This window comes from Microbacterium sp. NC79, assembly GCF_019061125.1.
Taxonomy (GTDB): Bacteria; Actinomycetota; Actinomycetes; order Actinomycetales; family Microbacteriaceae; genus Microbacterium.
Genome location: NZ_JAHQYI010000001.1, coordinates 844,622 through 869,254 on the forward strand (window position 1 = coordinate 844,622; position 24,633 = coordinate 869,254).

The window sequence follows — 24,633 nt, forward strand, 5'->3', positions numbered from 1 at the left end:
ATCGACGTGGCGCTCGCGGCTGACGACATCGCGACTGCGGAACGCATTGGCGCGTTCCTGCGGGACGTGTTGCTGCAGCCCTCAGGAGGATTCGGTGCCGCGCAAGACGCCGAATCGATGATCGATGGGCACCCGAGTGAAGGCGGCTACTACGCGCTTACCGCCGGTCAACGACGGGCATACGAGGCGCCACGGGTCGACGAGAAGGTGATCACGGGGTGGAATGGGCTGGCGATCGGAGCCCTCGCCCGCCTCGCGCAGCGCACGGGCACGTCGATGTGGCTGAACCTTGCCGAAGATGCCGCCGCTTCGGTGATGACGCACAATCGGACGGATACCGGTTGGGTGCGCGCTTCGCTCGGCGATATCGCCTCGCGAGCGGCCGCCACGGGTGCCGACCTTGCACAGTTCGCCTGTGGCCTGCTTGCACTTGCCACCGCGACCGGAACCGTTGCGTACGCCACGGCGGCGCGCGACATCGTTGACCAATTGCGGGACGGAACCACGCCGCGGGTGTTGCATGAAGACCCCGTGCTGAGAGGGTTGGGCGTGCCGCCCGCACCGGACAGTGGCGATGGGGACGAACCCTCCGCACAGGCCGCGCTCGCGATCGCCGCCCTTCACCTCGCGAATCTTGGAGCGGGGGAGGAGTACCGTTCGCTTGCCCGCTCTATTGTCAATCAGCGGTGGCCGAGGGCGATCGCTTCGCCGCTGGCGTCCGGCTCGACACTGTACGTGGCGGCATTGCTCAGTCGCCCCGCAACGCAACTGGTCGTCATCGCACCCAGCCCCGAGGTTCCGCTCGCCACAGCTGCCAGGCGAATGCCTGCCGATATCACCGCAATCGTCACTTTGGACCAGGCGCAGGAGTTTGCTGACGCCGGCTTCACCCTGTTCGTGGGCAAAGACGCGCCTGCCCTCTACCGGTGCGAGAACTTTACGTGCGCGCTCCCCGTGACTGATGTGGAGCAGCTGGGCTAGATCCAGGTCGGAAGCCACATGTGCAGCTTCCAGAAATCACGAGGAATTTCCATCCCCGTCCACAGCGGGAAGAAGAAGATGGAAAGCGCGGTCGCCACGGCAACGAACACCACGATCGCGATGCGCCAGCGCTTTGTTGGCGGCGACGGATCCTTCGTGGTGCGGGCGAGATGCTGCATCGCCATGACGAGGGCGATCGCCAAGAACGGAACCATCACGACCGTGTAGAACTGGAAAATCGTGCGGTTGGGCAGTGCGAGCCACGGAAGATAGGTGACCGCAACTGCGGTCAGGATGATGGGGATCGTCCACGTCGGCTTGTACGCGAAGCGGTACAGCAGGTAGAACACGGCGATGATGCCCGCCCACCACAGCAGGGGGTTAGGAATCGGCGTGATCGCCTGCACGACACCTTCGGTCTCGGCGTTCCAATACATCGCCGTCGGTCGAATCAAGAACGGCCATTGCCACGCCGGACTCATGTAAGTGTGCGCGGAACTTAACCCATTGTGGAAGTCAAGAACTTGCCTGTGATAGTCGAGGAGGGCGCCGAACGCGCCACCCTCATGGCCGCGGTTATAGCCGCCCGATGTGAGAAACCAGCCCGTCCACGAGGCGAGATAGGTGAGCACCGCGATCGGGACGAGATACACAAACGAGATCGCGCCCTGGTACAGCGAACCGAGCCACCAGCGGGGAGCGCCGGTGCGGTAACGACTGAAGGCGTCGGTGACGACGAGGTAGATGCCGAATCCGGCGAGAGCGTATGCGCCAGACCATTTGACCGCTGCCGCCGCGCCGAACGCGACACCGGCGGCAACAATCCACGGCCGGTTCCACAGGATCGAGCCAATCGGTGTCCGCGCCGGATGTTCAAGGAAGCGAAGGTATGGGCGATCCAATGCGATGAAGTACACGCCCAGCACCAAGAACATGGCCAAAATGCCATCGAGCAGGGCAATGCGGCTCATCACGATGGCGACGCCATCGATCGCGACGAAGAAGCCGGCCAGGCCCGCCCACAGCACCGAACGCGTGATGCGCTTGGCGAGGAAGTAGGTCAAAAGCACCGTGATGACGCCGGCAAGGGCAACGGATGCGCGCCACCCCCACCCGTTGTCTGCGCCGAACACGGCGAGGCTTCCTGCGATGATCCACTTACCGAGTGGCGGGTGTACGACGTAGCTGGCATCGGAGGAGTAGTCCGGGTCTCCCGCAATGAAACCGGGGTTCGGGTCATCACCCCACTTCGATTCGTACCCGTGCTGCAACAGCGTGAACGCATCTTTTACGTAGTACGTCTCGTCAAAGACAAGCGTGTGCGGGTGATCGAGCCCGATGAAACGTGTGGCGGCCGCGACGGCAACGAGTGCGAGCGGAACCAAATAGTTCAGGGGCGTGTACGGCATCGGCTCCGTGGTGAGCTCAGGTTCTGGCAGCGGCTGTCGGGCGCTGCGACGCGTCTGCGGGCGCTCTTGTGCGCTGGCAAACAGCTCGTCCATGTCATCTTCCGGCACGTCAATCGTGTCGCTGACGCGCTCATTCGCCGTGGTGTCGGTGCCTGTCTCCGGGGTCGTCACCGCACCAGCCTATGCTGAGAGCGTGATCATCCTCGCTGCGACTCCCATCGGAAATCTCGCTGACGCTTCGCGTCGTCTGGTCGAAGCGCTGGAGAATGCCGAGGTGATCGCAGCGGAAGATACCCGGACCGCACAGAAGCTGATGGCCGGGCTCGGAGTCACGAACCGGCCGCAACTCATCGCGTTGCACGACCACAACGAAAAGCACAAAGCCGCCGACGTCGTCGAGCGCGCACGCGAAAGCGATGTGCTGGTGATTTCCGAGGCAGGTATGCCCACGGTGTCTGACCCCGGATACGCGCTTGTGGTTGCCGCAGCCGAAGCTGGCGTCACGGTCACCGCGATCCCCGGGCCGAGCGCCGTTATTACCGCGCTTGCCGTCTCGGGCCTGCCCACCGACCGCTTCAGCTTTGAAGGCTTCTTGCCGCGCAAGTCTTCCGAGCGCATCGCCACGTTCACGGCGGTCGCTCGCGAGCAGCGCACGATGGTCTACTTCGACTCGCCGAACCGCCTGGCCGACAGCCTGACAGATGCCGTGACAGCGCTGGGCGGAACCAGGCGCGCAGTCGTGGCGCGCGAACTCACGAAACTGCATGAAGAGGTGCGCCGTGGCACCCTCGCCGAGCTCGCGGCGTGGGCGGCCGAGGGCGTGCGCGGCGAAATCTGTCTCGTCATCGCGGGAGCAGACGCCCTCGTGGTTCCGTTTGCCGACGCGCTCGCGGCCGTACAACAGCTCGTTGCTGGCGGCGAACGACTCAAGCAAGCGTGCGCCCAGGTGGCTGCAGAAACGGGCACGTCGTCACGTGAGCTGTACCAAGCAGTTCTCGCCGCGCGCTCCGATATTTCGTAACCGAAAATACGAACGCACTCTATTGCCTAGAATCAAGGAGTGAGCGATTCGTCTTTTTATATCACCACGCCGATCTACTATCCGTCGGATGTGCCGCACATCGGCCACGGATACACCACGGTCGCCGTCGACACTCTTGCGCGCTGGCACCGTCAGTCGGGTGATGACACCTGGATGCTCACCGGCACCGACGAGCACGGGCAGAAGATGCTGCGTGCGGCTGCCGCCAACAACGTCACCCCGCAGGAATGGGTAGACCGCCTCGTCACCGAGGCCTGGTTCCCGCAGCTGGAGACGCTGGACGTTGCCAACGATGACTTCATCCGCACGACGCAGCAGCGTCACGAAGACCGCGTGCAGAAGTTCGTGCAGGCGATCTACGACCGCGGCTACATTTACGCAGGCGAGTACGAAGCGCTGTACTGCGTTGGGTGTGAAGAGTTCAAGCCTGACAGCGAAATCGTTGACGGCACCGGCCCCTTCGAGGGCCTCAAGGTGTGTGCGATTCACTCGAAGCCGCTGGAGCTGCTGCAGGAGAAGAACTACTTCTTCAAGCTGAGCGAGTTCCAAGACAAACTGCTTGAGCTGTACAAGAACGAGCCGGACTTCATTCGCCCCGACTCGGCACGCAACGAGGTTGTCTCCTTTGTGCGCTCGGGTCTGAAAGACCTGTCGATTTCGCGTTCCGCGTTCGACTGGGGCATCAAGGTGCCGTGGGACGAACAGCACGTTATTTATGTGTGGGTGGACGCCCTCCTGAACTACGCCACCGCTGTCGGCTATGGCGAAGATGAAGAACAGTTCGCCCGTCGTTGGCCGGCGTACCACGTCGTCGGAAAAGATATTCTGCGCTTCCACGCCGTGATTTGGCCCGCCATGCTGATGGCCGCGGGTCTTGAGGTGCCGCGCGGCGTCTTCGCCCACGGCTGGCTGCTTGTCGGCGGCGAAAAGATGTCGAAGTCGAAGCTCACCGGTATCGCGCCGACCGAGATCACCGACGTCTTTGGTTCCGACGCCTACCGCTTCTACTTCCTGTCGGCCATCGCGTTCGGCCAGGACGGGTCGTTCTCGTGGGAAGACCTGTCTGCCCGCTACCAGGCTGAACTCGCAAACGGTTTCGGAAACCTCGCTTCGCGCACTGTTGCGATGATTCAGAAGTACTTCGACGGCGTGATTCCGGCCGCTGCTGACTACACCGATGGTGACCTCGCCATTCAGAAGATCGTGGCGGATGCAGCGACCAACGCTGACGCTGCCATGGAGCGCTTCCGTATTGACGAAGCCATTGGTTCCATCTGGACCATCGTTGAGGCGCTGAACGGCTACATCACCGAGAACGAGCCGTGGGCGCTGGCGAAGGATGAGGCCAACAGTGCTCGCCTCGGCACCGTGCTCTACACCGCGGCTGAGGGCCTGCGCGCGCTCGCCGTGCTGTTGTCGCCTGTCATGCCGAAGTCGACAGCCAAGCTCTGGATCGCGCTGGGCGCTGCCGACTCGCTTGGCGTGCTGCAGGAGCAGCCGCTGCGTGAAGCCGGAACCTGGGGCACGCTGGTCGCCGGAACCTCGGTGCAGGCGCTAGAGCCGCTGTTCCCGCGCGTGGAGGCCACTGCGTGAGTGCGGCTGCCGCCGCTGGAAACGGCGGCACGGGTGACGGAATCTCCTCGTATGTGACGCAGCGTCGCGCCGAGGGGCGCGACCTGCGGTACCCGGAGATTCCGGAACCGTTGGCGGTGGGTGTCTATGACAACCACGCGCACCTGGAGATTCTCGATGGCGATGAGCCGCTGACGCTCGACGAGCACATGCAGCGTGCCGCCGCTGCCGGCATCATCGGTGTCGTGAACGCGGGCGGCGACATTGAGTCGTCGCGGTGGTGTGCCGAAGCCGCGGCCACGCACCCGCGCGTGCTCGCCGCTGTCGCAATTCACCCGAATGATGCGCCGCTGTACGAGCAGGCAGGCAAGCTTGACGACGCGATTGCCGTCATTGATGAGCTCGCCGCACAACCGCGTGTGCGCGCGATCGGTGAGACCGGGCTTGACTTCTTTCGCACGGGGGAGGACGGCCTGCCCGCGCAGTCCCGCTCGTTTGAGGCGCACATCGCGCTCGCGAAAAAGCACGACATTGCGATGCAGATCCACGACCGTGACGCGCACCGCGCGGTGCTCGACACGCTGATTCGCGTCGGCGCCCCCGAGCGCACGGTGTTTCACTGCTATTCGGGTGATGAGGCGATGGCGCTGGAATGTGCCGACGCCGGGTACTACCTCTCGTTTGCAGGCAACATCACGTTCAAGAACGCGCAAGATCTGCGGGACTCACTGAAGGTGACGCCGCTTGAGCGCATTCTCGTGGAAACCGATGCGCCGTTCCTGACGCCGATGCCGTACCGCGGCCGCCCCAACGCGTCCTACCTGATCCCCATCACGGTGCGGTTCATGGCGGCCGAACTCGGCATAGACGCAAACGATCTTGCCGCTCAGATCGCGGAAAACACGCTGCGCGTTTACGGTTCCTTCGACTAACACCGACCCCGCTCCACGAGCAGGGTGCGGCACGCTCAGATTGAGACAGGGGCACCTGGCGCGACGTCGGGGTCTTCGTCGGCCGGGCCGTCAGTGACGGGCTTTGCCGCAATGATCGACGAGATCGGCCGCCACACCAGCGCGAGCGTGATCGCTGCGCCGCCGAACGCGAACCACCATGGGGCGGTGGGGCCCCACACCTGGGCGAGCACGCCGCCGATGGCCTGACCGATCACGAGGCCGCCGAACACGCCGACCATGTTCACCGAGGCGATGCGGCCCTGCAGTTCACGCGGTACCAGGCGCTGGCGAACCGTCGTGGAGATGGTTCCCCACAGGAACGCGTAGATGCCGAAGAAGAACATGATGATGAGCGCGACAATGCCGTTGGTCGCGAGCGCGAATGACAGGTGCATGAGGACTTCGCACGTCAGGCAGATGCGCATCAACAGCGCGAAGGAGAACCGCTTTTCCAGCCACCCGAAGCTGAGTGACGCAAGCAGCCCACCGATCGCGGCAGCCGACGTGAGGAAACCGTAGCCAACGGGGCCCATGTTCAGGTGTTCGGTGGCATACAGCACGAGCACGCCCCACGGCGCCGCCCACGTCACGTTGAACGCCAGAATAATGATGACGAGTGTCCGCACCGGCGGGTTCTTCATGAGCCATCGCAGACCCTCGGCGATGTCGGTGTGAACGGGCTGGTGGCTCTGGGGATCACGGGTTGGTGGGGTGGCCGCGATACGAGAAATGAGCACAACGGCGAGCAGCACGCACAGCACCTGCAACAGGAAGGGCCAAAACGCCCCCATCGCGAACAGGAAGGCGCCAAGCGGCGGACCCGCGAACTGGTTCGCGACAAGATACCCGGCCTGCAGGCGGGTGTTCGCAACGCCCAGGTCGTCACTGTTCACCATCATCGGCAGGAGTGTTTGCGCGGTGGTGTCGACGAAGACCTCCGCCGTTCCGTAGAGGAACGCGGCAACCAGCACGATGGCAATATTGGCGGTTCCGGTGATCAGAAAGGCAATCAGCCCGATGACCACGACAGCGCGGATCAGGTTCGCCACGATCACGAGAACGCGGCGGTTGACGCGGTCAGCGATCGCGCCGGCATGCAACCCGAACAGCAACCACGGCAAGAACTGCAGGATCGCCCCGGACGCCACCAGAATCGGTGATGACGTCATCGACGCGATCAGCAGGGGCGCTGCCGCGAGCGCAATGCCGTCGCCAATGTTGCTCGTCCACGATGACGTCAACAGCCAGCGAAAGTCCCGCCCTAAGCGTGCGGGTGTGATCAGTTCACCGAGAGAAGCCACTGCATGATCTTATGAGACAGGGCGGGCCCGGTGTCGTGCCGCTCCACATCGTGTTTTGCACGCATGTGCCGTGCCGCTCCCGCCGTTCATACCTGCGCGAAACGAAAGCCTCCCGTCATGCGCGAGAATGGAACCATGACCGTCACTCTCCTCGGTGCTTCCGAAATCCGTCGCCTCGCCGCCGAGCTTGACGTCACCCCCACCAAAAAGTGGGGACAAAACTTTGTTGTGGACGCGAATACGGTGCGCCGTATCGTTCAGGTTGCGAAGGTGACAAGCGGCGAACGCGTCGTCGAAGTCGGGCCCGGGCTTGGCTCGCTGACGCTCGCGATTTTGGAGACCGGCGCGACCGTCACCGCCGTCGAGATTGACCCGCGCTTGGCCGCGCGGTTGCCACAGACCGCTGCCGAGCACCAGGTTCCCGACGGTGCATTGCAGATTATCCAGAACGACGCGCTGAAAGTCACCGAGCTGCCTGGCGAGCCCACCGTGCTCGTCGCCAACCTGCCGTACAACGTCTCGGTTCCGGTGCTGCTGCACTTCATGGAGACCTTCCCGACGCTTGACCGTGGTGTCGTGATGGTGCAGGCGGAGGTTGGCGAGCGACTCGCTGCCCCTCCCGGATCCAAGACCTATGGTTCCCCGTCTGTGAAGGCCGCCTGGTATGGCGACTGGAAGCTGGCAGGCAACGTCTCTCGTCAGGTGTTCTGGCCGGTGCCCAATGTGGATTCAGTGCTCGTCGGCTTCCAGCGCTCTGGCGACAAGCTCGGTACGGAACAAGAACGCAAGGCGACCTTCGCGATCGTCGATGCGGCCTTCCAACAGCGCCGCAAGATGCTCCGTCAGGCGCTCTCGTCGCTCCTCGGCGGTTCCGCTGCCTCCTCAAGCGAGGTGCTGGAGCGTGCCGGCGTTGACCCCACGGTGCGTGGTGAGCAGCTCACCGTGCACGACTACCTGCGCATCGCGCGCACGATCGCCGCACCGCTGTCGTAAGCACGACGGGCGAGCATCGGAACCACGGGGCGTGGGACAAGTCCACCGGCGTGTGCCGCGTGGTGGCGTTCACAACGGAGACATCGTCGCGCTACGGTGGGAGCATGACGCATCCTCGCCTCAATCTGAGCACACCAGACACGCACCGTCCGTATGTCGCAGCCGAGGGGCGCTTCAATAACACCTACTACCGTCGCGTTGGTAACAGCGGCCTGTACCTGCCGCCGATTTCGCTCGGACTGTGGTGGAACTTCGGCGACAACGTCCCGTTCGACAACCAGCGCGCGCTGATGCGCCATGCGTTCGACAACGGCATCTTGCACTTCGACCTCGCCAACAACTACGGCCCGCCGTATGGTTCCGCAGAGACCAACTTCGGCCGCATGATGCGCGAAGACTTTGCGCCATACCGTGATGAGCTCATCATCTCGTCGAAGGCCGGCTGGGATATGTGGCAGGGGCCGCACGGCGACTTCGGTTCGCGCAAGTACATTCTCTCCAGCGCCGAAGCATCGCTTACGCGCATGGGCCTCGACTACGTCGACATTTTCTACTCGCACCGTGTTGACCCCGATACTCCGGTGGAAGAAACCATTGGCGCCCTTGACACGCTGGTACGCCAGGGCAAGGCACTCTATGTGGGAATCTCGTCGTACTCGGCCGAACGGACAGCCGAGGCGAAGGCGGTGGCCCGATCGCTCGGCACGCCACTCGTGATTCACCAGCCGTCATACTCGATCTTGAACCGCTGGGTTGAAGGCGGCCTCACCGAGACCCTGGAGGCCGAAGGGATGGGAGCCATCGCCTTTACGCCGCTCGCCCAGGGGTACCTCACAGACAAGTACCTCGGCACGGGACCCGCTGACCGCAACGTGAAGCGCGGCTCGCTGGCCGATGACATTTCAGAAGAGGGTCGCGAAGCGCTGCGCGCGCTGAACGCGATCGCACAGGAGCGCGGGCAAAGCCTCGCGCAGATGGCGCTGCAGTGGGTGCTTCGCAACCCTGTCGTATCGTCCGCATTGATTGGTGCTTCGCGCCCATCGCAACTGGACGAAAACATCAAGGCCCTCGATGCCGCGCCGTTCGACGACGCCGAACTCGCCGCGATTGACGCGCTCAGCGACTCGATCGACGTCAACAAGTGGGCGGTGTCGTCAGACCTGTGACCATTTCTCCGACTCCCGATGCCGTGCGCGTTCGCGCGCCAGGCAAAGTCAATCTGGTGCTCGCCGTTGGTGAGCTAGAGGAAGATGGCTATCACCAACTTGCCACCGCGTTTCAAGCGTTGTCGCTGACAGAAGAGATCACGGCAACGAGTGCGGATGGCATTTCGGTATCGGTGAGCGGAACCATCGATCACGCAGGTGTGCCGCTGGATGAATCCAATCTGGCATTCAAAGCAGCACAGCTCTTGCAGGAGCGCACGGGAGTAACCACCGGGGTACATCTGAGTATTCACAAGGGTGTGCCTGTTGCTGGCGGCATGGGCGGTGGTTCCGCTGATGCGGCCGCTGCACTCGTTGCCTGCGACGCGCTGTGGGGCACGAATCTGTCCCAGGCAGAACTCCACGCGCTCGCGGCAGAACTCGGTGCCGACGTGCCGTTTAGCCTGCAGGGCGGAACGGCCATGGGCACCGGTCGCGGTGATGAGCTCAGCCCGATGCTCTCGCAGGGCCGTTTTGACTGGGTGCTCGTTACGAATGCTGAGGGGCTGTCAACGCCGCGCGTGTACGGCGAACTTGACGCCATTCGTGCGCGCCTGCGCGCCGACCTTCCCGTGGTTCCGGTGCAACCGCAACTGAGTACCAGCCTGTTTCACGCCCTCCGTGCGGGGGATGCTGTGCGACTGGCTGACGCTTTACACAACGATTTGCAGCAGGCAGCGATCGCCCTGCGCCCGGAGCTCGCCGACGTGATTGAACTCGGTCTACGCGAGGGCGCACTCGCCGGTATTGTGTCCGGCTCAGGGCCGACGATCGCGTTGCTGTGTGCGAGCCCCGAGTCTGCCATTGACGTCCAGGTTGCGATGATCGCGGCCGGATACGACAGCTTCCACGCGCACGGCCCGGTCGCTGGCACCCGCATCGTTTCAACCGTGTAACGCTCGATCGCGTCACCGGACGAACGCTAGGCGAGACGAAGCGCACGGCGGGTGGCGCCCGCATCGGTGACGCCCAGGTGGTACCGCTAGCCTGGAGAGACAATGGCGCACTTGCTTGGGGCTGAAGCCCTCCACCTAGAATTTCCGACCAAAGTCGTGTTCGACTCCGTCACCCTCGGTATCAACGAGGGCGACCGTATCGGCATCGTGGGTCGCAACGGCGACGGCAAGTCGAGCCTGCTGGCGATGCTCGCCGGTGTGCTTGAGCCTGACAGCGGTCGCGTGACCGTTCGCGGTGGCGTGCGCATTGGCGTGCTCACCCAGCAAGACATGCTCGATGATGACGAGACCGTGAGCAATGCTGTCGTCGGAGACCGCCCCGAGTACGAGTGGGCGGGTGACGCCCGCATCCGCGATGTGATTGATGGGCTCCTTCGCGACATTGCGTGGGACGCGCGCATCGGCGACCTCTCTGGCGGTCAGCGCCGCCGGGTGGCGCTTGCGCACCTGCTCAGCGGCGATCATGACGTGATGTTTCTTGACGAGCCGACGAACCACCTCGACGTTGAAGCCATCGCATGGCTCGCCCAGCACCTCAAGCGTCGCTGGCCAGCCAACTCCGGCGGCCTGCTCATCGTGACGCACGACCGTTGGTTCCTTGATGAGGTAGCCAACTACACGTGGGAGGTGCACGACCGCATCGTCGAACCGTTCGAGGGCGGCTACGCTGCGTACATTCTGCAGCGTGTTGAGCGTGACCGTCAGGCATCGACGATCGAGGCCAAAAGGCAAAACCTCGCCCGCAAGGAGCTCGCCTGGTTGCGGCGTGGGGCTCCGGCTCGCACCTCAAAGCCAAAGTTCCGTATTGATGCGGCCAACGAGCTGATCGCCGATGTTCCGGAGATTCGAAATAAGACAGAGCTCGCCTCACTGGCGGTTTCGCGCCTCGGAAAAGACGTTGTTGACCTCATCGATGCCGGTGTCAGCTTTGGTGATAAGACAGTGCTGCGCGATATCGAATGGCGTCTGGCGCCGGGGGAGCGCACCGGAATCCTCGGTGTCAACGGTGCAGGTAAATCAACCCTGCTTGGTCTGATTTCCGGAACCACGAAGCCGACCGCAGGTTCCGTCAAGCGGGGTAAAACCGTGCAGGTGCGCACCCTGACGCAGCGGATGGATGAACTCGACCCGCACCTCAACGACCCGGTACGCGTCGTCATCAGCGGCTTGCGTACGAGCTACACGTTCGGCTCGGGTTCGAAAGCGACCGAGCTCTCGCCCGGCCAACTCCTGGAGCGGATGGGATTCTCCAGCGCACAGCTCTCGACCCCGGTGAAAGACCTGTCTGGTGGGCAGAAGCGTCGCCTCCAGTTGCTGCTGATTCTGCTCGACCAGCCGAACGTGCTGATCCTGGATGAGCCGACCAACGATCTTGACACCGACATGCTCGCGGCCCTGGAAGACCTTTTGGACTCGTGGCCTGGCACCCTCATCGTCGTCTCGCACGACCGGTACTTCCTGGAGCGCGTCACCGACCAGCAGTACGCAATCCTTGGTCAGCGACTCCGGCACCTGCCGAATGGTGTTGATGAGTACCTGAAGCTCCGTGAAGCGGAAGACCGCGCCGCAGCGTCTGCCACCGCCGCGGGAGCCGCACCAGCGTCGTCAGCGGCGACACCCGCATTGTCTGGCAAACAGGCACGGGAGGCCGAAAAGGAAATGGCCTCGCTGGAACGCCGCTTCCAGAAACTGCGCAGCCAGGCGCAGACCGCCAGGGCGGCCCTTGCAGATATGGACCAGGGCGACTACCAGGCGCTTGGCAACAAGATGACTGAAATCTCCCATATCGAGGCGGAAGCCGACGATTTGGAGATGGCCTGGCTGGAGCTCGCAGAGAAGCTCGGGTAGCTCGTGACGCGGCGTCAAACGCGTGCCAGATGCAAATCGGTGACGCCATATTTCGCCGGCGTGACGCTCTGTGACACTCGATTGGAAGGGCGGCGAAAACGCTCGTACGGTTACGGAGTCCCCCAAGAGAGGTTCTGCGTCATGTCCCGCTTTTTCGGCCACCGCCGTTTCGTTTCCGCCCTTGCCGCCGTTGCCGCGGTTCCGCTCGTTGTCGGTCTTGCCGGTTGCGCAACTACGCCCGCATCTGACCCCGCTACAGACGACAAGGTCATCAAGATTGGCATCGTCAGCGACGGTGACGCACAGTGGGCGCCGTTCGTTGAGGCGGCTGCGGAAGCCGGCATCGAGGTGGAACTGGTCAACTTCGGTTCTTACGAGCAGCCCAACCCCGCGCTGACCGAGGGTGAGCTTGACCTCAACCAGTTCCAGCACATCGTTTACCTCGCGACCTACAACGTGAACGCCAAGGAAGACCTGGTGCCGATCGGTGCCACCGCTATCTTCCCGCTTGGTCTGTACTCGAAGAAGTACGAAGACGTCGCCGACATTCCCGCAGGGGAGACCGTTGCCGTTCCCGACGACGCATCGAACCAGGCTCGCGCGCTGCTCGTGTTGCAGTCGGCAGGGCTCATCGAGCTGAAGAGCGGCGGCACGATCTTCAGCGACCTCGCTGATGTCGACACCGACAAGTCGAAGGTTAAGGTCACCGCCCTGGAAGCTGCCCTCATCCCGACCTCGCTGCCTGACGTGGCTGCCGCCATTATCAACAACGACTTCGTCGCTGACGCTGGCCTGTCGTTTGCTGACGCGCTCGCTCAGGATGACCCGACCGACCCCAACGCGCTGCCGTACGTCAACATCTTCGCGGCCCGCGCCGACGACGCTGAAAACGAGACCTACCTCAAGCTCGTTGAAATCTTCCAGACCGACAAGGACGTCCAGGCGGGCCTGCAGGAGTCGTCAGGCAACGTCGCCGTGCCGCTGACCACGCCGGTCGAAGACCTCGTCGGATCCCTGAAAAAGGTTGAGGCCGACACCAAGGCACAGAAGTAATCAGGAAAGCCTGATCCCAGAGGATCGGGAAGCACACGCTTCCCGATCCTCTGAGCTGTTTAGCAAGACCCGGAGAACGAAATGTCTATCGTCACCCTCACGAACGTTTCGCGACATTATCCCGCCCGCACAACGGGCGCGGCTGATGTCGTCGCCGTCGACAATGTTTCCCTCGCCATCGAAAAGGGCGACGTCTACGGCATCATCGGATATTCCGGTGCCGGAAAATCGACGCTCGTCCGCCTGATTAACGCGCTGGAGCCGACAACGAGCGGAACCATCACCGTCGATGGCACCGACATCACGGCTCTCAGCGAGCGTGAGTTGCGCCGCGTGCGTGGCGGTATCGGCATGATCTTTCAGCAGTTCAACCTGTTTGCCGGTCGCACGGTGCGCGCCAACATCGCCTACCCGCTGAAGCTTGCCGGGTGGAAAAAGACCGACATCGCGGCACGGGTTGAAGAGCTTCTCGCTTTCGTTGGCCTCAGTGATAAAGCGGGGGCGTACCCGGAACAACTCTCCGGTGGGCAGAAGCAGCGCGTCGGTATTGCCCGTGCGCTCGCGACTCGCCCCGCGATTCTCCTGGCCGATGAAGCCACCAGCGCGCTCGACCCTCAAACCACACACGAAGTGCTCGATCTGCTGAGGCGCGTCAATCGTGAGCAGGGCGTCACGATCGTGGTCATCACTCACGAGATGGACGTCATCCAAACCCTCGCCACCAAGGTCGCCGTGATGGAGAATGGGCGCATCATCGAGCAGGGTGACGTCTTCGAGGTGTTCTCCAACCCGCAACACCCGGCATCGCAGCGCTTCGTCGGCACTGTGATCAAGGGTGTTCCGTCGCCCGCAGAGGCCGCAGCCTTGGCTGATCGGCACACCGGCCGTCTCGTGACGTTCTCTTTCCGTGACGGTGACTCCGCCCAGGCCCGCGTCTTCCTCGACCTGGCAGCAGCCGGCCTCGACTTCGAGCTGGTCTACGGCGGCATTAACGACATTCGTGGTCGCGCGTTCGGCAACCTCACGCTCGCCATCCGGGGCGATGACGCAGCCATCGACCGCACCCTCGCACTGATCGACGAACGCATGACGGTCACGGAACTCGATGAGCAGGGAGCACGCTGATGGATCGCCTGATTGAACTGCAGCCCGAGTTTTGGAAGGCAGCACTCGAAACCCTCTACATGACGAGCTTCGCGCTCGTGATGGGCGGGATTTTGGGCATGGCTTGGGGCGTCATGCTCTATGTGTCGCGTCCGGGCGGCATCATGCCGAACCGCCCCATCAGCGTGATCGTGAACACGATCATCAACTTCTTCCGCCCCATCCCGTTCGTCATCTTTATCGCCGCGATCTCACAGCCGCTCGCGCGCATGGTGATCGGTACCGGCATCGGGGTCAACGCCGGCGCGTTCGCGATCGGCCTTGCCGCGTCGTTCGCGATCGGCCGCATCGTCGAACAGCACCTGGTTTCGGTGCCGCAAGGTGTGATTGAAGCCGCACGCTCGATGGGGGCAGGGCCATGGCGAATCCTGTTCACCGTGGCGATTCCCGAAGCCCTCGGCCCGCTGATCCTCGGCTACACGTTCGTGATTGTCGCGCTGATCGACATGACGGCGATGGCTGGTCTCATCGGCGGCGGTGGGCTCGGCGCCTTCGCTCAGGTCTATGGCTTCCGTCAGTTTGAGCCCACGGTGATGTGGGCGGCAATCTTCCTCATCGTCGCCTTCGTGCACATCGTGCAGCTGCTCGGCAACCGTCTCGCCCGCAAGGTCATGCGCCGCTGAGACAGCGGCCCGGTTCCGCCGCGCTCCGCCGCTTGAGCGGAGCGCAGCGGAACCGTCCGTTCCGTCACAATGCAACGGATCGTGTGACAGAAGTGAACCAGTGTGACGGATGTGCATGACATTTCGTCATTCGCGATGCATTTTCGCGCGCGAAGTGGTGGCTAGAGAGCGGGTTGCGGAACCACGGGTGCCTCTTGGAGGGTGCGTCGCGATTGAAAGTGGCGCGGTTCGCCCGATAGCGGGTCGATGAAATCGAGTTCGCGGGCGAGCAGCTGCAGCGGGCGGGTGAAGTCGTCAGGAACCTCGGGGTGCAGCACCGGGTAAAAGCCGTCGTTGAGAATGCCGGCACCGAGCGCCGCGAGGTGCACGCGGAGCTGGTGCATGCGGCCGGTGTGGGGCTTCAACAGGGTGTGGATCATGCGCGTGCCTGCGTCGGTTCCGCGACTCTCGCCGACCCCGATCAACTCGATCAGCGTCTCTGAGTTCGCCTCCGGCTTCGTATCGACGAGCACCGTCACCGATTGCCGCACCTTCTCGATGTGGTTGCGGTACACGATCGGAAACTCGCGGCCAGCCAGTTGCGTGCCATCAAAATCATCGGGCGCGAGCGAGACCGCCTCGTACGTCTTCTGCACGATGCGGTTTTCAAACAACAGCTGGTAGGCGCCACGTGTTTCGGGTCGTGCGGAAAACATGAGCAGCCCCGCCGTTGCCCGGTCGAGGCGGTGGATGGGGGAGAGGTCGGGGTTGCCAAGCTGATTGCGCATGCGCACGAGTGCGGAGTTCTGCAGGAACTTGCCACCGGGTGTCGTCGGCAGAAAGTGCGGTTTGTCGATCACGACGAGGTCATCATCGACATGCACCAGCTCAACCTCGAACGGAATTTCCCGTTCCACTGGCGGTTCGCGGTAGTACCAAATCCACTCGTGAGAGCCAATTTTCGCGTCACGTGAGACAGCGGAACCATCGGTCGTCACCATCTCGCCGCGGTCGAAGCGGCGACGGAGAGACTCGGGGTCCATGTGGCCGAAACGATCGACAACATAGTCGGCAATCGTCTCCCACTCACCCGTCATCGGCAAGTGTAAGCGGGTAGCGCCGACCCCATCACGAACGGGAAGCGGGGAGGGCATGGCCATCCGCCCATTCTCTCAGGTGTGCGCTGTGCGAAACCTCAGGAGAGGTGATCGAACTCGATCACGAGTTTGCGAAGCAAGGTTGCCAAGCGGTCACGTTCGCTGTTTGACAGCGAGGCAAGCAAAATCGCCTCGGCATCGACAAGGCGGGTGATGGCGGCGTCCACGCGGACCCGGCCATCCTCCGTAAGCACCACAATGACGCCACGACCATCGCCGGGATCAGACTCGCGACGCACCAGCCGGCGGCCAACAAGCCGGTCGATGCGGTTTGTCATGGTTCCGCTAGACACCAGCGTCTGCTGCAGTAACTGCTTCGGGCTCAGGTGAAATGGTTCTCCGGCACGCCGGAGGGCGGAAAGCACATCCCATTCCCAGCTCTCCAAATCACTGCGGCGAAACGCCTCGCGACGTGCCCGATCCAGGTGCCGCGACAGCCGGTCGACGCGGGAGAGAACCTCGAGTGGAGAGAAATCGAGGTCGGGTCGCTGAGCGCCCCACGCGCCCACAATTCGATCAACCTCGTCGGTTTCTTCCGTCACCACCCCATTATGCGACAAAGAGAGGTGCCAGAACGTGGCAGACTGGTACCTGCGGCCCTGTGCCGCGGTCCGCGATGGTGTAATGGCAGCACGACAGCCTTTGGAGCTGTTAGGTCTAGGTTCGAATCCTGGTCGCGGAGCATGACCGAGAACAACCTCGCCATTGTTGTGCTTGCTGCGGGCCAAGGAACGCGCATGAAGTCACGCACCCCCAAGGTGCTGCACCGCATTGGTGGGCGCACCCTGGTGGGGCATGTTCTCACGACCGCTCAGCGGCTGCAGGCAACGCACGTCGAAGTCGTGGTGCGTCACGAGCGCGACCGCGTGGCGGCGTCGATCTCCGAAACCTACCCCGATGTCACGATCGTTGACCAGGACGACGTGCCTGGTACGGGTCGCGCGGTTCAGGTGGCGCTTGACGCGTTGCCCGCCGACTACGAGGGCGATGTGCTGGTGCTCTCCGGCGATGTTCCGCTGCTCGACAACGACACCCTCACCGCGTTGCTTGATGCGCACCGCTCCAGCGGAGCTGCCGCCACGCTCCTGAGCGCGATTCTCGACGATCCGACCGGGTACGGCCGCATCATCCGCGATGAGACCGGCAACGTGTCCCGCATCGTCGAGCAGAAGGACGCCAACGAAGACGAGGCCGCCGTTGGCGAGATCAACGCCGGCGTGTACGTCTTCCAGGCATCAATGCTGCGTGAATACCTGCCACAGGTGGGTATGGCTAACGCGCAGGGCGAGATGTACCTGACCGATGTCATTGGCCTGCTGCGTGGCGCGCAAAAGCGTATCTCGGCCGCCATCACCAATGACCTGCAGGTAGCGCTCGGCGTGAACGACCGCGCACAGCTCGCCGAAGCTGGCGACCTGCTGCGTCGCCGCATCATCCGCCACTGGCAGCGCGAAGGCGTCACCATCGTTGACCCCGCCTCCACCTGGATCGACGATGACGTCACGCTAGCCCCTGACGTTACGATCCTCCCCGATACTCAACTGCTGGGTGCGACGACGGTGGCCGCTGGCGCCACGATCGGCCCGGACACCACGCTTGTCGACTGCGAGGTTGGCGAAGATGCGACGGTTCGTCGTACCGATGGAACCCTCGCGGTGATTGGCGCTCGCGCCACGGTTGGCCCCTGGTCATACCTTCGCCCCGGCACGATTCTCGGTGCTGATGGCAAGATCGGAACCTTCGTCGAGACGAAAAACACCACGATTGGCGAGGGCAGCAAGGTGCCGCACCTCTCCTACGTGGGCGACGCCACGATCGGTCGAGGCGTGAACCTCGGCGCCGGCGCGATTACCGCGAACTACGACGACATTGCGAAGCACCGCACCGAGATTGGTGATGAGGTGCACACGGGATCCCACAACGTATTTGTGGCGCCCGTTAGCATTGGAGCAGGAGCGAAGACTGGCGCTGGAGCCGTCATTCGCAAGGATGTCCCAGCCGGTGCCTTGGCACTCAGCGTTGCGCCCCAGCGCAACGTCGATGGTTGGGTCGAGAACAACCGACAGGGCACGAAGGCGGCTGCCGCTGCTGCCGATGCCCGCACCTCACAGAAGGCTGCAGATGGCAGGCAAGAAGAAGACCGTTGATCTTGATCGTGAACACGACATCGCTCCCGGTGTCGAGGTAAAGAACAAGAAGCGCCTCGTTGTTGTCTCGGGTACCGCGCACCCAGAACTCGCTGCTGCCGTAGCAAAGCACCTCGGCACTGAACTCGCTCCGACCGAGCACCGTACCTTCGCTTCCGGTGAGCTTTACGCTCGTTTCGAAGTGTCTGTGCGTGGCTGTGACGTCTTCGTCGTGCAGTCATTCGAGGGTGCCGTTAACAAGCAGATCATGGAACTGCTGATCATGATCGACGCGCTTAAGCGGGCCTCTGCCAAGCGCATCACGGTCGTGGTTCCGTACTTCCCGTACTCCCGTCAAGACAAGAAGGGCCGCGGTCGCGAGCCGATTTCGGCACGACTGATCTCCGACCTGATGGACACCGCAGGCGCCGACCGCGTCATGAGCGTTGACCTGCACGCCGCGCAGATTCAGGGCTTCTTCGACGGCCCCGTCGACCACCTGTTCGCTAAGCCCGTTTTGCTCGACTACTTCGAGCGCACGCTGTCGCAGGATGACCGTGACAAGCTCACGATCGTGTCGCCCGACATGGGCCGCGTCCGCGTCGCTGACACGTGGTCAGACAGCCTTGGTGCGCCGCTCGCGATCATTCACAAGCGTCGCGACCCGAAGGTGGCCAACCAGGTTTCTGTGCACGAAATCGTCGGTTCCGTCGCGGGCCGTGTCTGCCTCCTCGTCGACGACATGATCGACACGGGCGGAACCATTGTGAAGGCTGCTGAGGCGCTGAAGGCCAACGGTGCAGAGCGCGTCATCGTCGCCGCCACCCACGCGATCTTCTCCGACCCGGCTGCTACCCGCCTGCAGAGCGAAGCGATCGATGAGGTTGTCGTCACCGATACGGTGCCGCTGCCCGCAGAGAAGTGCTTCGACGGCCTCACCATTCTTCCCATCGCACCGCTTTTGGCACGCGCCATCGGCGAGGTCTTCGAAGATGGCTCCGTCACCAGCATGTTTGATGGCGCGGCATAACTCATAGCCAAGCCATAGGGTCTGCGCGGCGTATGTTCGCGCAGACCCTTTATCTTTGACGAGACAACCTTAGGAGACCTCCCATGCCTCGACCTGCCTCGCGTACCACCGCTGTTGTCTCGTCTCTTGCTGGCGTCACCGGCGTCTTCCTGCTTGCCGGATGCGGCGCACAGGCTCCCGCTACCGAAGCCTCCGCCCCACAGCCGTCCTCATCGACCGTGGGTGAGCCGACTCAGACGACGGACTCCACAGGAGCCACGGCCGATTCCGCAGGGGGAGAGGGCAGCGGACAGAGCAAGTACACCGACGGCACCTATATGGCCGAAGGCAGCTACTCACCGCAAGCTGGCCTCATCGAAACCATCGCCGTCACGATCACCCTCGACGGCGACGTCATCACCGCTGTCGCGGTGGAGGGTGACCCGCAAAAGCCGGAGAGCGTCAAGTATCAGGGCCAGTTCATCGGCGGAATCGCCGACGTCGTCGTTGGCCGCTCGATCGACGAAATCAACGTGTCGCGTGTTGCCGGGTCGTCGTTGACGAGCGGTGGCTTCAATCAGGCAATCGACGCCATCAAGGCAGACGCGGCCGCCTGATGGGTGCCCACTGGCGGTTCGACGCGATCGGAACCACGTGGGACATTGAGACGGACACTGACCTTCCCGACGATGCACAAGAGGCCACTCGCCGCCTCATCGACGAGTTCGATCGTGAATGGTCTCGCTTTCGTCCCGACTCCCTGGTCAGCCAATTGGCGCGCGGTGCCGGCGTCGTCGATGCGCCCGCCGATACCGTCGAACTCCTGACGATGTACCAGCAGCTCTCCGACGCCACCGGTGGTAGCGTCAACCCGCTCGTTGGTGACTCGCTTGCGGCACTCGGCTACGACGGTCAGGTGTCGCTCACCGTTGGCGTTCCGCACGCAGCGCCAGCTGACTGGCAGACGATGCTTGCGTGGACGGGCGAATCATTGGCACTGTCACGACCGGCGACCATCGACATTGGGGCGATGGGTAAGGGCAAACTCGTCGACCTGACGATTCAAACGCTGGCCGCTTGGACCGAGGGCGATGTCACGGTGGACGCCTCAGGCGACCTTGCGACGCGCGGTGCCCCGATTCGCGTCGGCCTCGAGCACCCATACGACACGAGCCGAGCGATCGGTGTGATCACCGTGCAGAACGAAGCGCTCTGTGCGTCGGCCACAAACCGGCGCGCATGGGGAGACGGATTGCATCACGTGCTTGACGCGCGCACGGGGCAACCGGTGCGCACGGTTGCGGCGACCTGGGCGGTTGCTCCCGACGCCGTAACCGCCGACGCCATCACCACCGCCCTGTTTTTCGAGGGCGGGCCGGAGCTCGCGCACGCGTGGGACGTGCAGTGGGTGCGCATGTTGACGAACGGGCAGGTGGAGTTCTCGCCGCGTTGTCCTGCACAGTTGTTTACATGACAACTGCGTTGCGCGCGGTGCGAGCCCGCGTTCTCCGGCTCCTCGCTTTCACGTCAATGTACCTGCTGGTCGTGATCGCCCTCGGCGTGCTGTTCGTCGTTGCGGTGGTGCTGAGCCTCACAGGCAGCCTGGCATTCTCCCCCCTCGAACTCCTGGCGACGGCCGTGGCGCTGGCCGCAGGTGCCTTCGCCGTTGATGCGGTGACGCACCGGCTCATGAAGACGGCGCTGCGGTGGGAATCAACGCTCATCACGGTGCTGATCCTGGTGTTTGTCATGCGGCCCGCTCTTGACCCCGTTGCGCTGTTGTGGCTTGTGGTAACCGGTGCGGTCGCTGCCGTTTCGAAAGTGATCGTGGCGTGGCGTGGCCGGCACATCGTCAACCCGGCGGCGATAGCGGCAGCCGTCATGACGATCACCGGTGTGAGCCCCGCAGCCTGGTGGGTGGGCACGCCGATGCTTGCGGGCGTCGTGGCGGTGTTGGGCATCGCCATTGCGTGGCGCACAGAAAAGCTCCGCGTTGTCTTTACCTTCATCGTGCTGGCCTTGACGCTCTCCATCGCGACCACCCTGTTTGCCTATGCGCAGGCGGGCCTGGCGGTGTCCGTCGGCGATGTTGCCAGTCAACTGCTGGTCTCGTCACCGATTCTGTTCCTCGGATTCTTCATGCTGACGGAACCATTGACGCTGCCGTCGAGGCACTGGCAGCAATTGCTCGTGGCCGCCGTTGTCGCCTTCTTCGTGGGGTTTCCGTTGTCGATCGGAGTGATATCGCTCGGCGCAGATCGCGCGCTCCTGATCGGCAACCTCGTCGCATTTGCGCTCGCCGTGCGTGCGCGAAACCTGGGAAGGCTTGTGCTCACAGACACCCGCGAAGTGACGCCGCGTATTCGTGAACTCACTTTCACGGCGGAGGCCGGTGCGTCCTTTACCGCGGGCCAGTATCTCGAACTCACCCTCGCCCACCCGCATCCCGATGTGCGTGGCACGCGGCGCGAGTTCTCGCTCGTGTCTGCACCGTCTGAGCTACCCACGGTGCGCATTGCGTACCGCACATCGCCCGCCGAGCGGGGATCGTCCTTTAAGCGTGCGCTCGGTGACGCCCGGGTGGGGGACCGGATGCGTGGGAGCGGCGTCTGGGGCGATTTCACGCTTCCCGCGTGCGGGCCGCTGCTCTTTGTAGCCGCCGGAATCGGCATCACGCCGTTTGTCGCGCACGCGCGTGAACTCTCCACGCGCGGCGTGCAGCGTGACATCGTGCTCGTCTATATCGCCGCACGCGCGGCCGAACTCGCCTATCACGCTGACTTCGCTGATCACCAGGTCATCATCGTGACCCCGGATGATCCGACGCCGCTTGCCAACGAAACGTGGGCGGGAGGCTTGCGCATCACCGCAACCTCACTGCAGTCGATGGTTCCGGATCTGTCAGCCAGGCACGCCATGATCTCAGGCCCGCCTGCACTGATTGCCAGCCTGCAACCGGCGTTGGCCGGTGCGGCGAGCGTAAAAACCGACGCGTTCGCTGGCTATTGAGCCGCAGCGGCGGCCGCCGGGATGGCCGGAACCTCGGGGAGCGCCGGGAGGCGGAGGGTGAACGTTGTGGAGCCTGGCTCGCTGGCCACGGTGAGCGTGCCGCGGTGGGCCACGGTAATGGCGTGCGCGATCGCAAGGCCGAGGCCCGTTCCGCCGGTGTTTCGGGTGCGTGAGCTGTCGGCACGGGCAAAGCGCTCGAACAGCGTCTGTTGAATATCTGGCGCAATCCCCGGCCCATTGTCGTGCACGCAAACCACCGCGTCATCGCCGTCGCGTTCCACAGACAACACAATGTGGGTGCCTGGCGGCGTGTGGGTACGGGCGTTAGCCAGCAGGTTCGTCACGACCTGCTGCAGGCGACCAGCGTCACCAAGCACAAGCAACTCCGTCAGGTCGCTCGACCAATCTCCCGTATGCTCAGAACCCGCGGCTTGCGCATCGGCAATCGACTCGATCGTCAGTGGAATCAGGTCGACGGGAGCGAGCACGAGTTCCTGCCCCTCATCGAGGCGTGCGAGGAGCAGGAGGTCTTCGACGAGGCGCGTCATGCGCACCGACTGCGCCTGAATTCGTTCGAGGGCAGCGGTGGTGTTTTCGCTGTTTGACGGGTCACGCAACGATAGTTCTGAGTATCCGCGAATCGAGGCGAGCGGGGTGCGCAACTCATGGCTGGCATCGGCGACGAACTGACGCATCTTGTCTTCGTTTGCGACGCGGGCGCGCAGTGACGCGTCAACGTGATCAAGCATCGTGTTCAGCGCGCGTCCCACCTGGCCGATTTCGGTGTGGTCGTCGACGTGTTCGGCTGGCACGCGATCGGTGATGGCAACGGCGCCCTGATCGAGGGGTTGCTGAGCCACGCGACCTGCGGTGGCGGCAACGGCGCGGAGCGGACGAAGCGATGTGCGGATCGTGACGCCGATGGCGAGGGCGAGCAGAATCAGGCCGCCAAGGGTGAGTGCCGTGATCGTTGCCAGCATGAGCCCGATGGTGCGGTCGACGTCGGCGCGCGGCAGGCCGATCAAGACGACGTTGTCTTCCACGGGGAATGCGACTACACGGTATGTGCCGACAGAGTCGATCGTGAGATCCGTGGTCTGGCCGATTGTGAACGTGATGCTCGTGAACGGAGCGATCTGCTCTGCCGTGAGCACTTTTACCTCGTCATTGGCGTCGAGATAAGCGCCGGTCAGACCGGTGTCCAGATCAAGAATCAGGACGGTCCCTGGTTGCAGAAACTTGCCTGGTCCTGACGATTTCGCATCGAACGTGAGCACGGAAGCGGCATCGGGCGCTCCTGTTTGAATCGCCGCCCCAATCCATGGCTGAGCGCGGCGGGAAGACTCAGAAACGCGCGTGGTGAGCTGATCTTCCAGCACGGAGTTCAGCATCGCGGCGGTGAGCACAGCCACGACGATGAGCAGAGCAGACACGATGCTGACGACGACCGTGGTAAGCCGTGTCTGCAGCGACCACGCGCGTGGGGTCACTGCGGCGCCTTGATCATGTATCCCACGCCCCTGATGGTATGGATGAGGGGTTCACCCAGCGTGTCGACCTTCTTGCGAAGGTACGAGATATACAGCTCAACGACGCTCGAGCGGCCGCCGAAATCGTAGTTCCAGACGCGATCAAGGATCTGCGCCTTGGAGACAACGCGACGCTGGTTTCGCATCAAAAATCGCAGGAGTTCGAACTCCGTGGCAGTCAGTTCAATCGCGGTGCCTGCGCGCTCGACCTCATGGCTGTCTTCGTTGAGTGAAAGATCAGCAACACGAAGCACCGGATCTGCCTCGGCAGACATTGCTGTGCCCGAGCGTCGCATCAGTGCTCGCAAACGGGCGACGACCTCCTCGAGGCTAAACGGCTTGGTGACGTAGTCATCCCCACCAGCGGTGAGCCCGGCCACGCGGTCACCGATCGCATCCTTCGCGGTGAGGAAGAGCACCGGAACCATGTTGCCTGCTTCCCGCAGGCGGCGAAGCACCGCCATGCCGTCAAGGTCGGGCATCATGACATCGAGCACGATGGCGTCTGGGGCAAAGTCTCGAGCGACCGTCAGCGCTTCCATCCCGGAGCTCGCAGTGCGTACCTCCCAGCCCTCCATTCGCAACGCCATCGCGAGTAGATCCGTGAGCATCTGCTCGTCGTCGACGGCGAGAACACGAACCGGCGAACCATCGGGGCGGGTGAGGGCGGTAGCGGTACTCATAAAGACATTCTGCCCCCGAACCTATGTGTTTTCTATGGTTA

The 24,633-nt window shown here is 63.2% G+C and carries 22 protein-coding genes and 1 tRNA gene; 17 read left to right on the plus strand and 6 right to left on the minus strand.

Annotation, left to right across the window (positions count from 1 at the left end):
* The first annotated feature begins 6 nt into the window (after positions 1 to 6).
* A complete protein-coding gene (locus KTJ77_RS13360; protein ID WP_254367355.1) occupies positions 7 to 981 on the plus strand; it encodes a hypothetical protein in 975 nt (324 codons plus the stop codon).
* Here the strand turns inward: KTJ77_RS13360 and KTJ77_RS03675 are convergent.
* Positions 978 to 2,561, minus strand: a complete 1,584-nt coding sequence (locus KTJ77_RS03675; RefSeq protein ID WP_217337147.1) for a phospholipid carrier-dependent glycosyltransferase — start codon at positions 2,559 to 2,561, stop codon at positions 978 to 980. The two genes, KTJ77_RS13360 and KTJ77_RS03675, sit on opposite strands and share 4 nt — an antisense overlap.
* 22 nt (positions 2,562 to 2,583) lie before the next feature.
* Here KTJ77_RS03675 and rsmI point away from each other — a divergent pair, with 22 nt between their 5' ends.
* The 3 genes from rsmI to KTJ77_RS03690 are packed head-to-tail and all read left to right on the plus strand — an operon-like array spanning position 2,584 to position 5,936.
* Positions 2,584 to 3,411: a 16S rRNA (cytidine(1402)-2'-O)-methyltransferase gene (gene rsmI / locus KTJ77_RS03680; protein WP_217337148.1), complete on the plus strand. Its 828-nt coding sequence runs from the start codon at positions 2,584 to 2,586 to the stop codon at positions 3,409 to 3,411.
* 39 nt (positions 3,412 to 3,450) lie between these two features.
* A complete protein-coding gene (gene metG / locus KTJ77_RS03685) occupies positions 3,451 to 5,025 on the plus strand; it encodes a methionine--tRNA ligase (protein WP_217337149.1) in 1,575 nt (524 codons plus the stop codon).
* 41 nt (positions 5,026 to 5,066) lie between these two features.
* Positions 5,067 to 5,936 (plus strand): TatD family hydrolase, encoded by an 870-nt coding sequence (locus tag KTJ77_RS03690; RefSeq protein WP_217338312.1) that lies wholly within the window; start codon positions 5,067 to 5,069, stop codon positions 5,934 to 5,936.
* Between the two features lie 35 nt (positions 5,937 to 5,971).
* Here the strand turns inward: KTJ77_RS03690 and KTJ77_RS03695 are convergent, their stop codons facing one another.
* The gene (locus tag KTJ77_RS03695) at positions 5,972 to 7,258 is read right to left on the minus strand and encodes an MFS transporter (protein WP_217337150.1); all 1,287 of its coding nucleotides are present in this window, start codon (positions 7,256 to 7,258) and stop codon (positions 5,972 to 5,974) included.
* Positions 7,259 to 7,393: 135 nt separating this feature from the next.
* Between KTJ77_RS03695 and rsmA the strand changes: the two genes are divergently transcribed.
* The 7 genes from rsmA to KTJ77_RS03730 all read left to right on the plus strand — a co-directional run bounded on the left by rsmA (position 7,394) and on the right by KTJ77_RS03730 (position 15,100).
* Positions 7,394 to 8,251, plus strand: a complete 858-nt coding sequence (rsmA, locus tag KTJ77_RS03700) for a 16S rRNA (adenine(1518)-N(6)/adenine(1519)-N(6))-dimethyltransferase RsmA (RefSeq protein ID WP_217337151.1) — start codon at positions 7,394 to 7,396, stop codon at positions 8,249 to 8,251.
* A gap of 104 nt (positions 8,252 to 8,355) precedes the next feature.
* Complete coding sequence (locus KTJ77_RS03705) at positions 8,356 to 9,417, plus strand: aldo/keto reductase (RefSeq protein WP_217337152.1); 1,062 nt, start codon at positions 8,356 to 8,358, stop codon at positions 9,415 to 9,417.
* On the plus strand, positions 9,414 to 10,352 hold the full coding sequence (locus KTJ77_RS03710; RefSeq protein ID WP_217337153.1) for a 4-(cytidine 5'-diphospho)-2-C-methyl-D-erythritol kinase: 939 nt from the start codon (positions 9,414 to 9,416) through the stop codon (positions 10,350 to 10,352). The genes KTJ77_RS03705 and KTJ77_RS03710 overlap by 4 nt, the downstream gene beginning before the upstream one ends.
* Positions 10,353 to 10,454: 102 nt before the next feature.
* Entirely contained in the window at positions 10,455 to 12,260 is a 1,806-nt protein-coding gene (locus tag KTJ77_RS03715; protein ID WP_217337154.1) for an ABC-F family ATP-binding cassette domain-containing protein, read from the plus strand.
* 141 nt (positions 12,261 to 12,401) lie between these two features.
* Positions 12,402 to 13,313 carry a MetQ/NlpA family ABC transporter substrate-binding protein gene (locus KTJ77_RS03720; RefSeq protein WP_217337155.1) on the plus strand — a complete coding sequence of 304 codons (912 nt, stop codon included), beginning with the start codon at positions 12,402 to 12,404 and terminating at the stop codon, positions 13,311 to 13,313.
* Positions 13,314 to 13,394: 81 nt separating this feature from the next.
* Positions 13,395 to 14,438 (plus strand): methionine ABC transporter ATP-binding protein, encoded by a 1,044-nt coding sequence (locus tag KTJ77_RS03725; protein ID WP_217337156.1) that lies wholly within the window; start codon positions 13,395 to 13,397, stop codon positions 14,436 to 14,438.
* On the plus strand, positions 14,438 to 15,100 hold the full coding sequence (locus tag KTJ77_RS03730; protein WP_217337157.1) for a methionine ABC transporter permease: 663 nt from the start codon (positions 14,438 to 14,440) through the stop codon (positions 15,098 to 15,100). The genes KTJ77_RS03725 and KTJ77_RS03730 overlap by 1 nt, the downstream gene beginning before the upstream one ends.
* 161 nt (positions 15,101 to 15,261) lie before the next feature.
* On the opposite strand, the gene KTJ77_RS03735 is transcribed toward KTJ77_RS03730, so the two are convergent.
* Both KTJ77_RS03735 and KTJ77_RS03740 read right to left on the minus strand, forming a co-directional pair.
* Entirely contained in the window at positions 15,262 to 16,239 is a 978-nt protein-coding gene (locus KTJ77_RS03735) for a pseudouridine synthase (protein WP_217337158.1), read from the minus strand.
* Positions 16,240 to 16,274: 35 nt separating this feature from the next.
* Positions 16,275 to 16,778 (minus strand): MarR family transcriptional regulator, encoded by a 504-nt coding sequence (locus tag KTJ77_RS03740; RefSeq protein ID WP_217337159.1) that lies wholly within the window; start codon positions 16,776 to 16,778, stop codon positions 16,275 to 16,277.
* A 68-nt stretch (positions 16,779 to 16,846) separates the two neighbouring features.
* Here KTJ77_RS03740 and KTJ77_RS03745 point away from each other — a divergent pair.
* From KTJ77_RS03745 to KTJ77_RS03770, 6 genes are all read left to right on the plus strand, one after another.
* Positions 16,847 to 16,918, plus strand: a tRNA-Gln gene (locus tag KTJ77_RS03745).
* 1 nt (position 16,919) lies between these two features.
* Positions 16,920 to 18,383, plus strand: a complete 1,464-nt coding sequence (glmU, locus tag KTJ77_RS03750; RefSeq protein WP_217337160.1) for a bifunctional UDP-N-acetylglucosamine diphosphorylase/glucosamine-1-phosphate N-acetyltransferase GlmU — start codon at positions 16,920 to 16,922, stop codon at positions 18,381 to 18,383.
* Complete coding sequence (locus tag KTJ77_RS03755) at positions 18,358 to 19,392, plus strand: ribose-phosphate diphosphokinase (protein WP_217337161.1); 1,035 nt, start codon at positions 18,358 to 18,360, stop codon at positions 19,390 to 19,392. The genes glmU and KTJ77_RS03755 overlap by 26 nt, the downstream gene beginning before the upstream one ends.
* Before the next feature lie 83 nt (positions 19,393 to 19,475).
* Positions 19,476 to 19,988, plus strand: a complete 513-nt coding sequence (locus tag KTJ77_RS03760; protein WP_217337162.1) for a hypothetical protein — start codon at positions 19,476 to 19,478, stop codon at positions 19,986 to 19,988.
* Entirely contained in the window at positions 19,988 to 20,845 is an 858-nt protein-coding gene (locus KTJ77_RS03765) for an FAD:protein FMN transferase (RefSeq protein ID WP_217337163.1), read from the plus strand. The genes KTJ77_RS03760 and KTJ77_RS03765 overlap by 1 nt, the downstream gene beginning before the upstream one ends.
* Positions 20,842 to 22,380 carry a ferredoxin--NADP reductase gene (locus KTJ77_RS03770; RefSeq protein ID WP_217337164.1) on the plus strand — a complete coding sequence of 513 codons (1,539 nt, stop codon included), beginning with the start codon at positions 20,842 to 20,844 and terminating at the stop codon, positions 22,378 to 22,380. Before KTJ77_RS03765 ends, KTJ77_RS03770 begins: the two co-directional genes overlap by 4 nt.
* On the opposite strand, the gene KTJ77_RS03775 is transcribed toward KTJ77_RS03770, so the two are convergent.
* The gene (locus tag KTJ77_RS03775) at positions 22,374 to 23,870 is read right to left on the minus strand and encodes a sensor histidine kinase (protein ID WP_367948815.1); all 1,497 of its coding nucleotides are present in this window, start codon (positions 23,868 to 23,870) and stop codon (positions 22,374 to 22,376) included. The genes KTJ77_RS03770 and KTJ77_RS03775 overlap by 7 nt on opposite strands.
* Positions 23,867 to 24,592, minus strand: coding sequence for a response regulator transcription factor (locus KTJ77_RS03780; RefSeq protein WP_217337165.1), 726 nt, complete (start codon positions 24,590 to 24,592; stop codon positions 23,867 to 23,869). Before KTJ77_RS03780 ends, KTJ77_RS03775 begins: the two co-directional genes overlap by 4 nt.
* Positions 24,593 to 24,633: the final 41 nt, after the last annotated feature.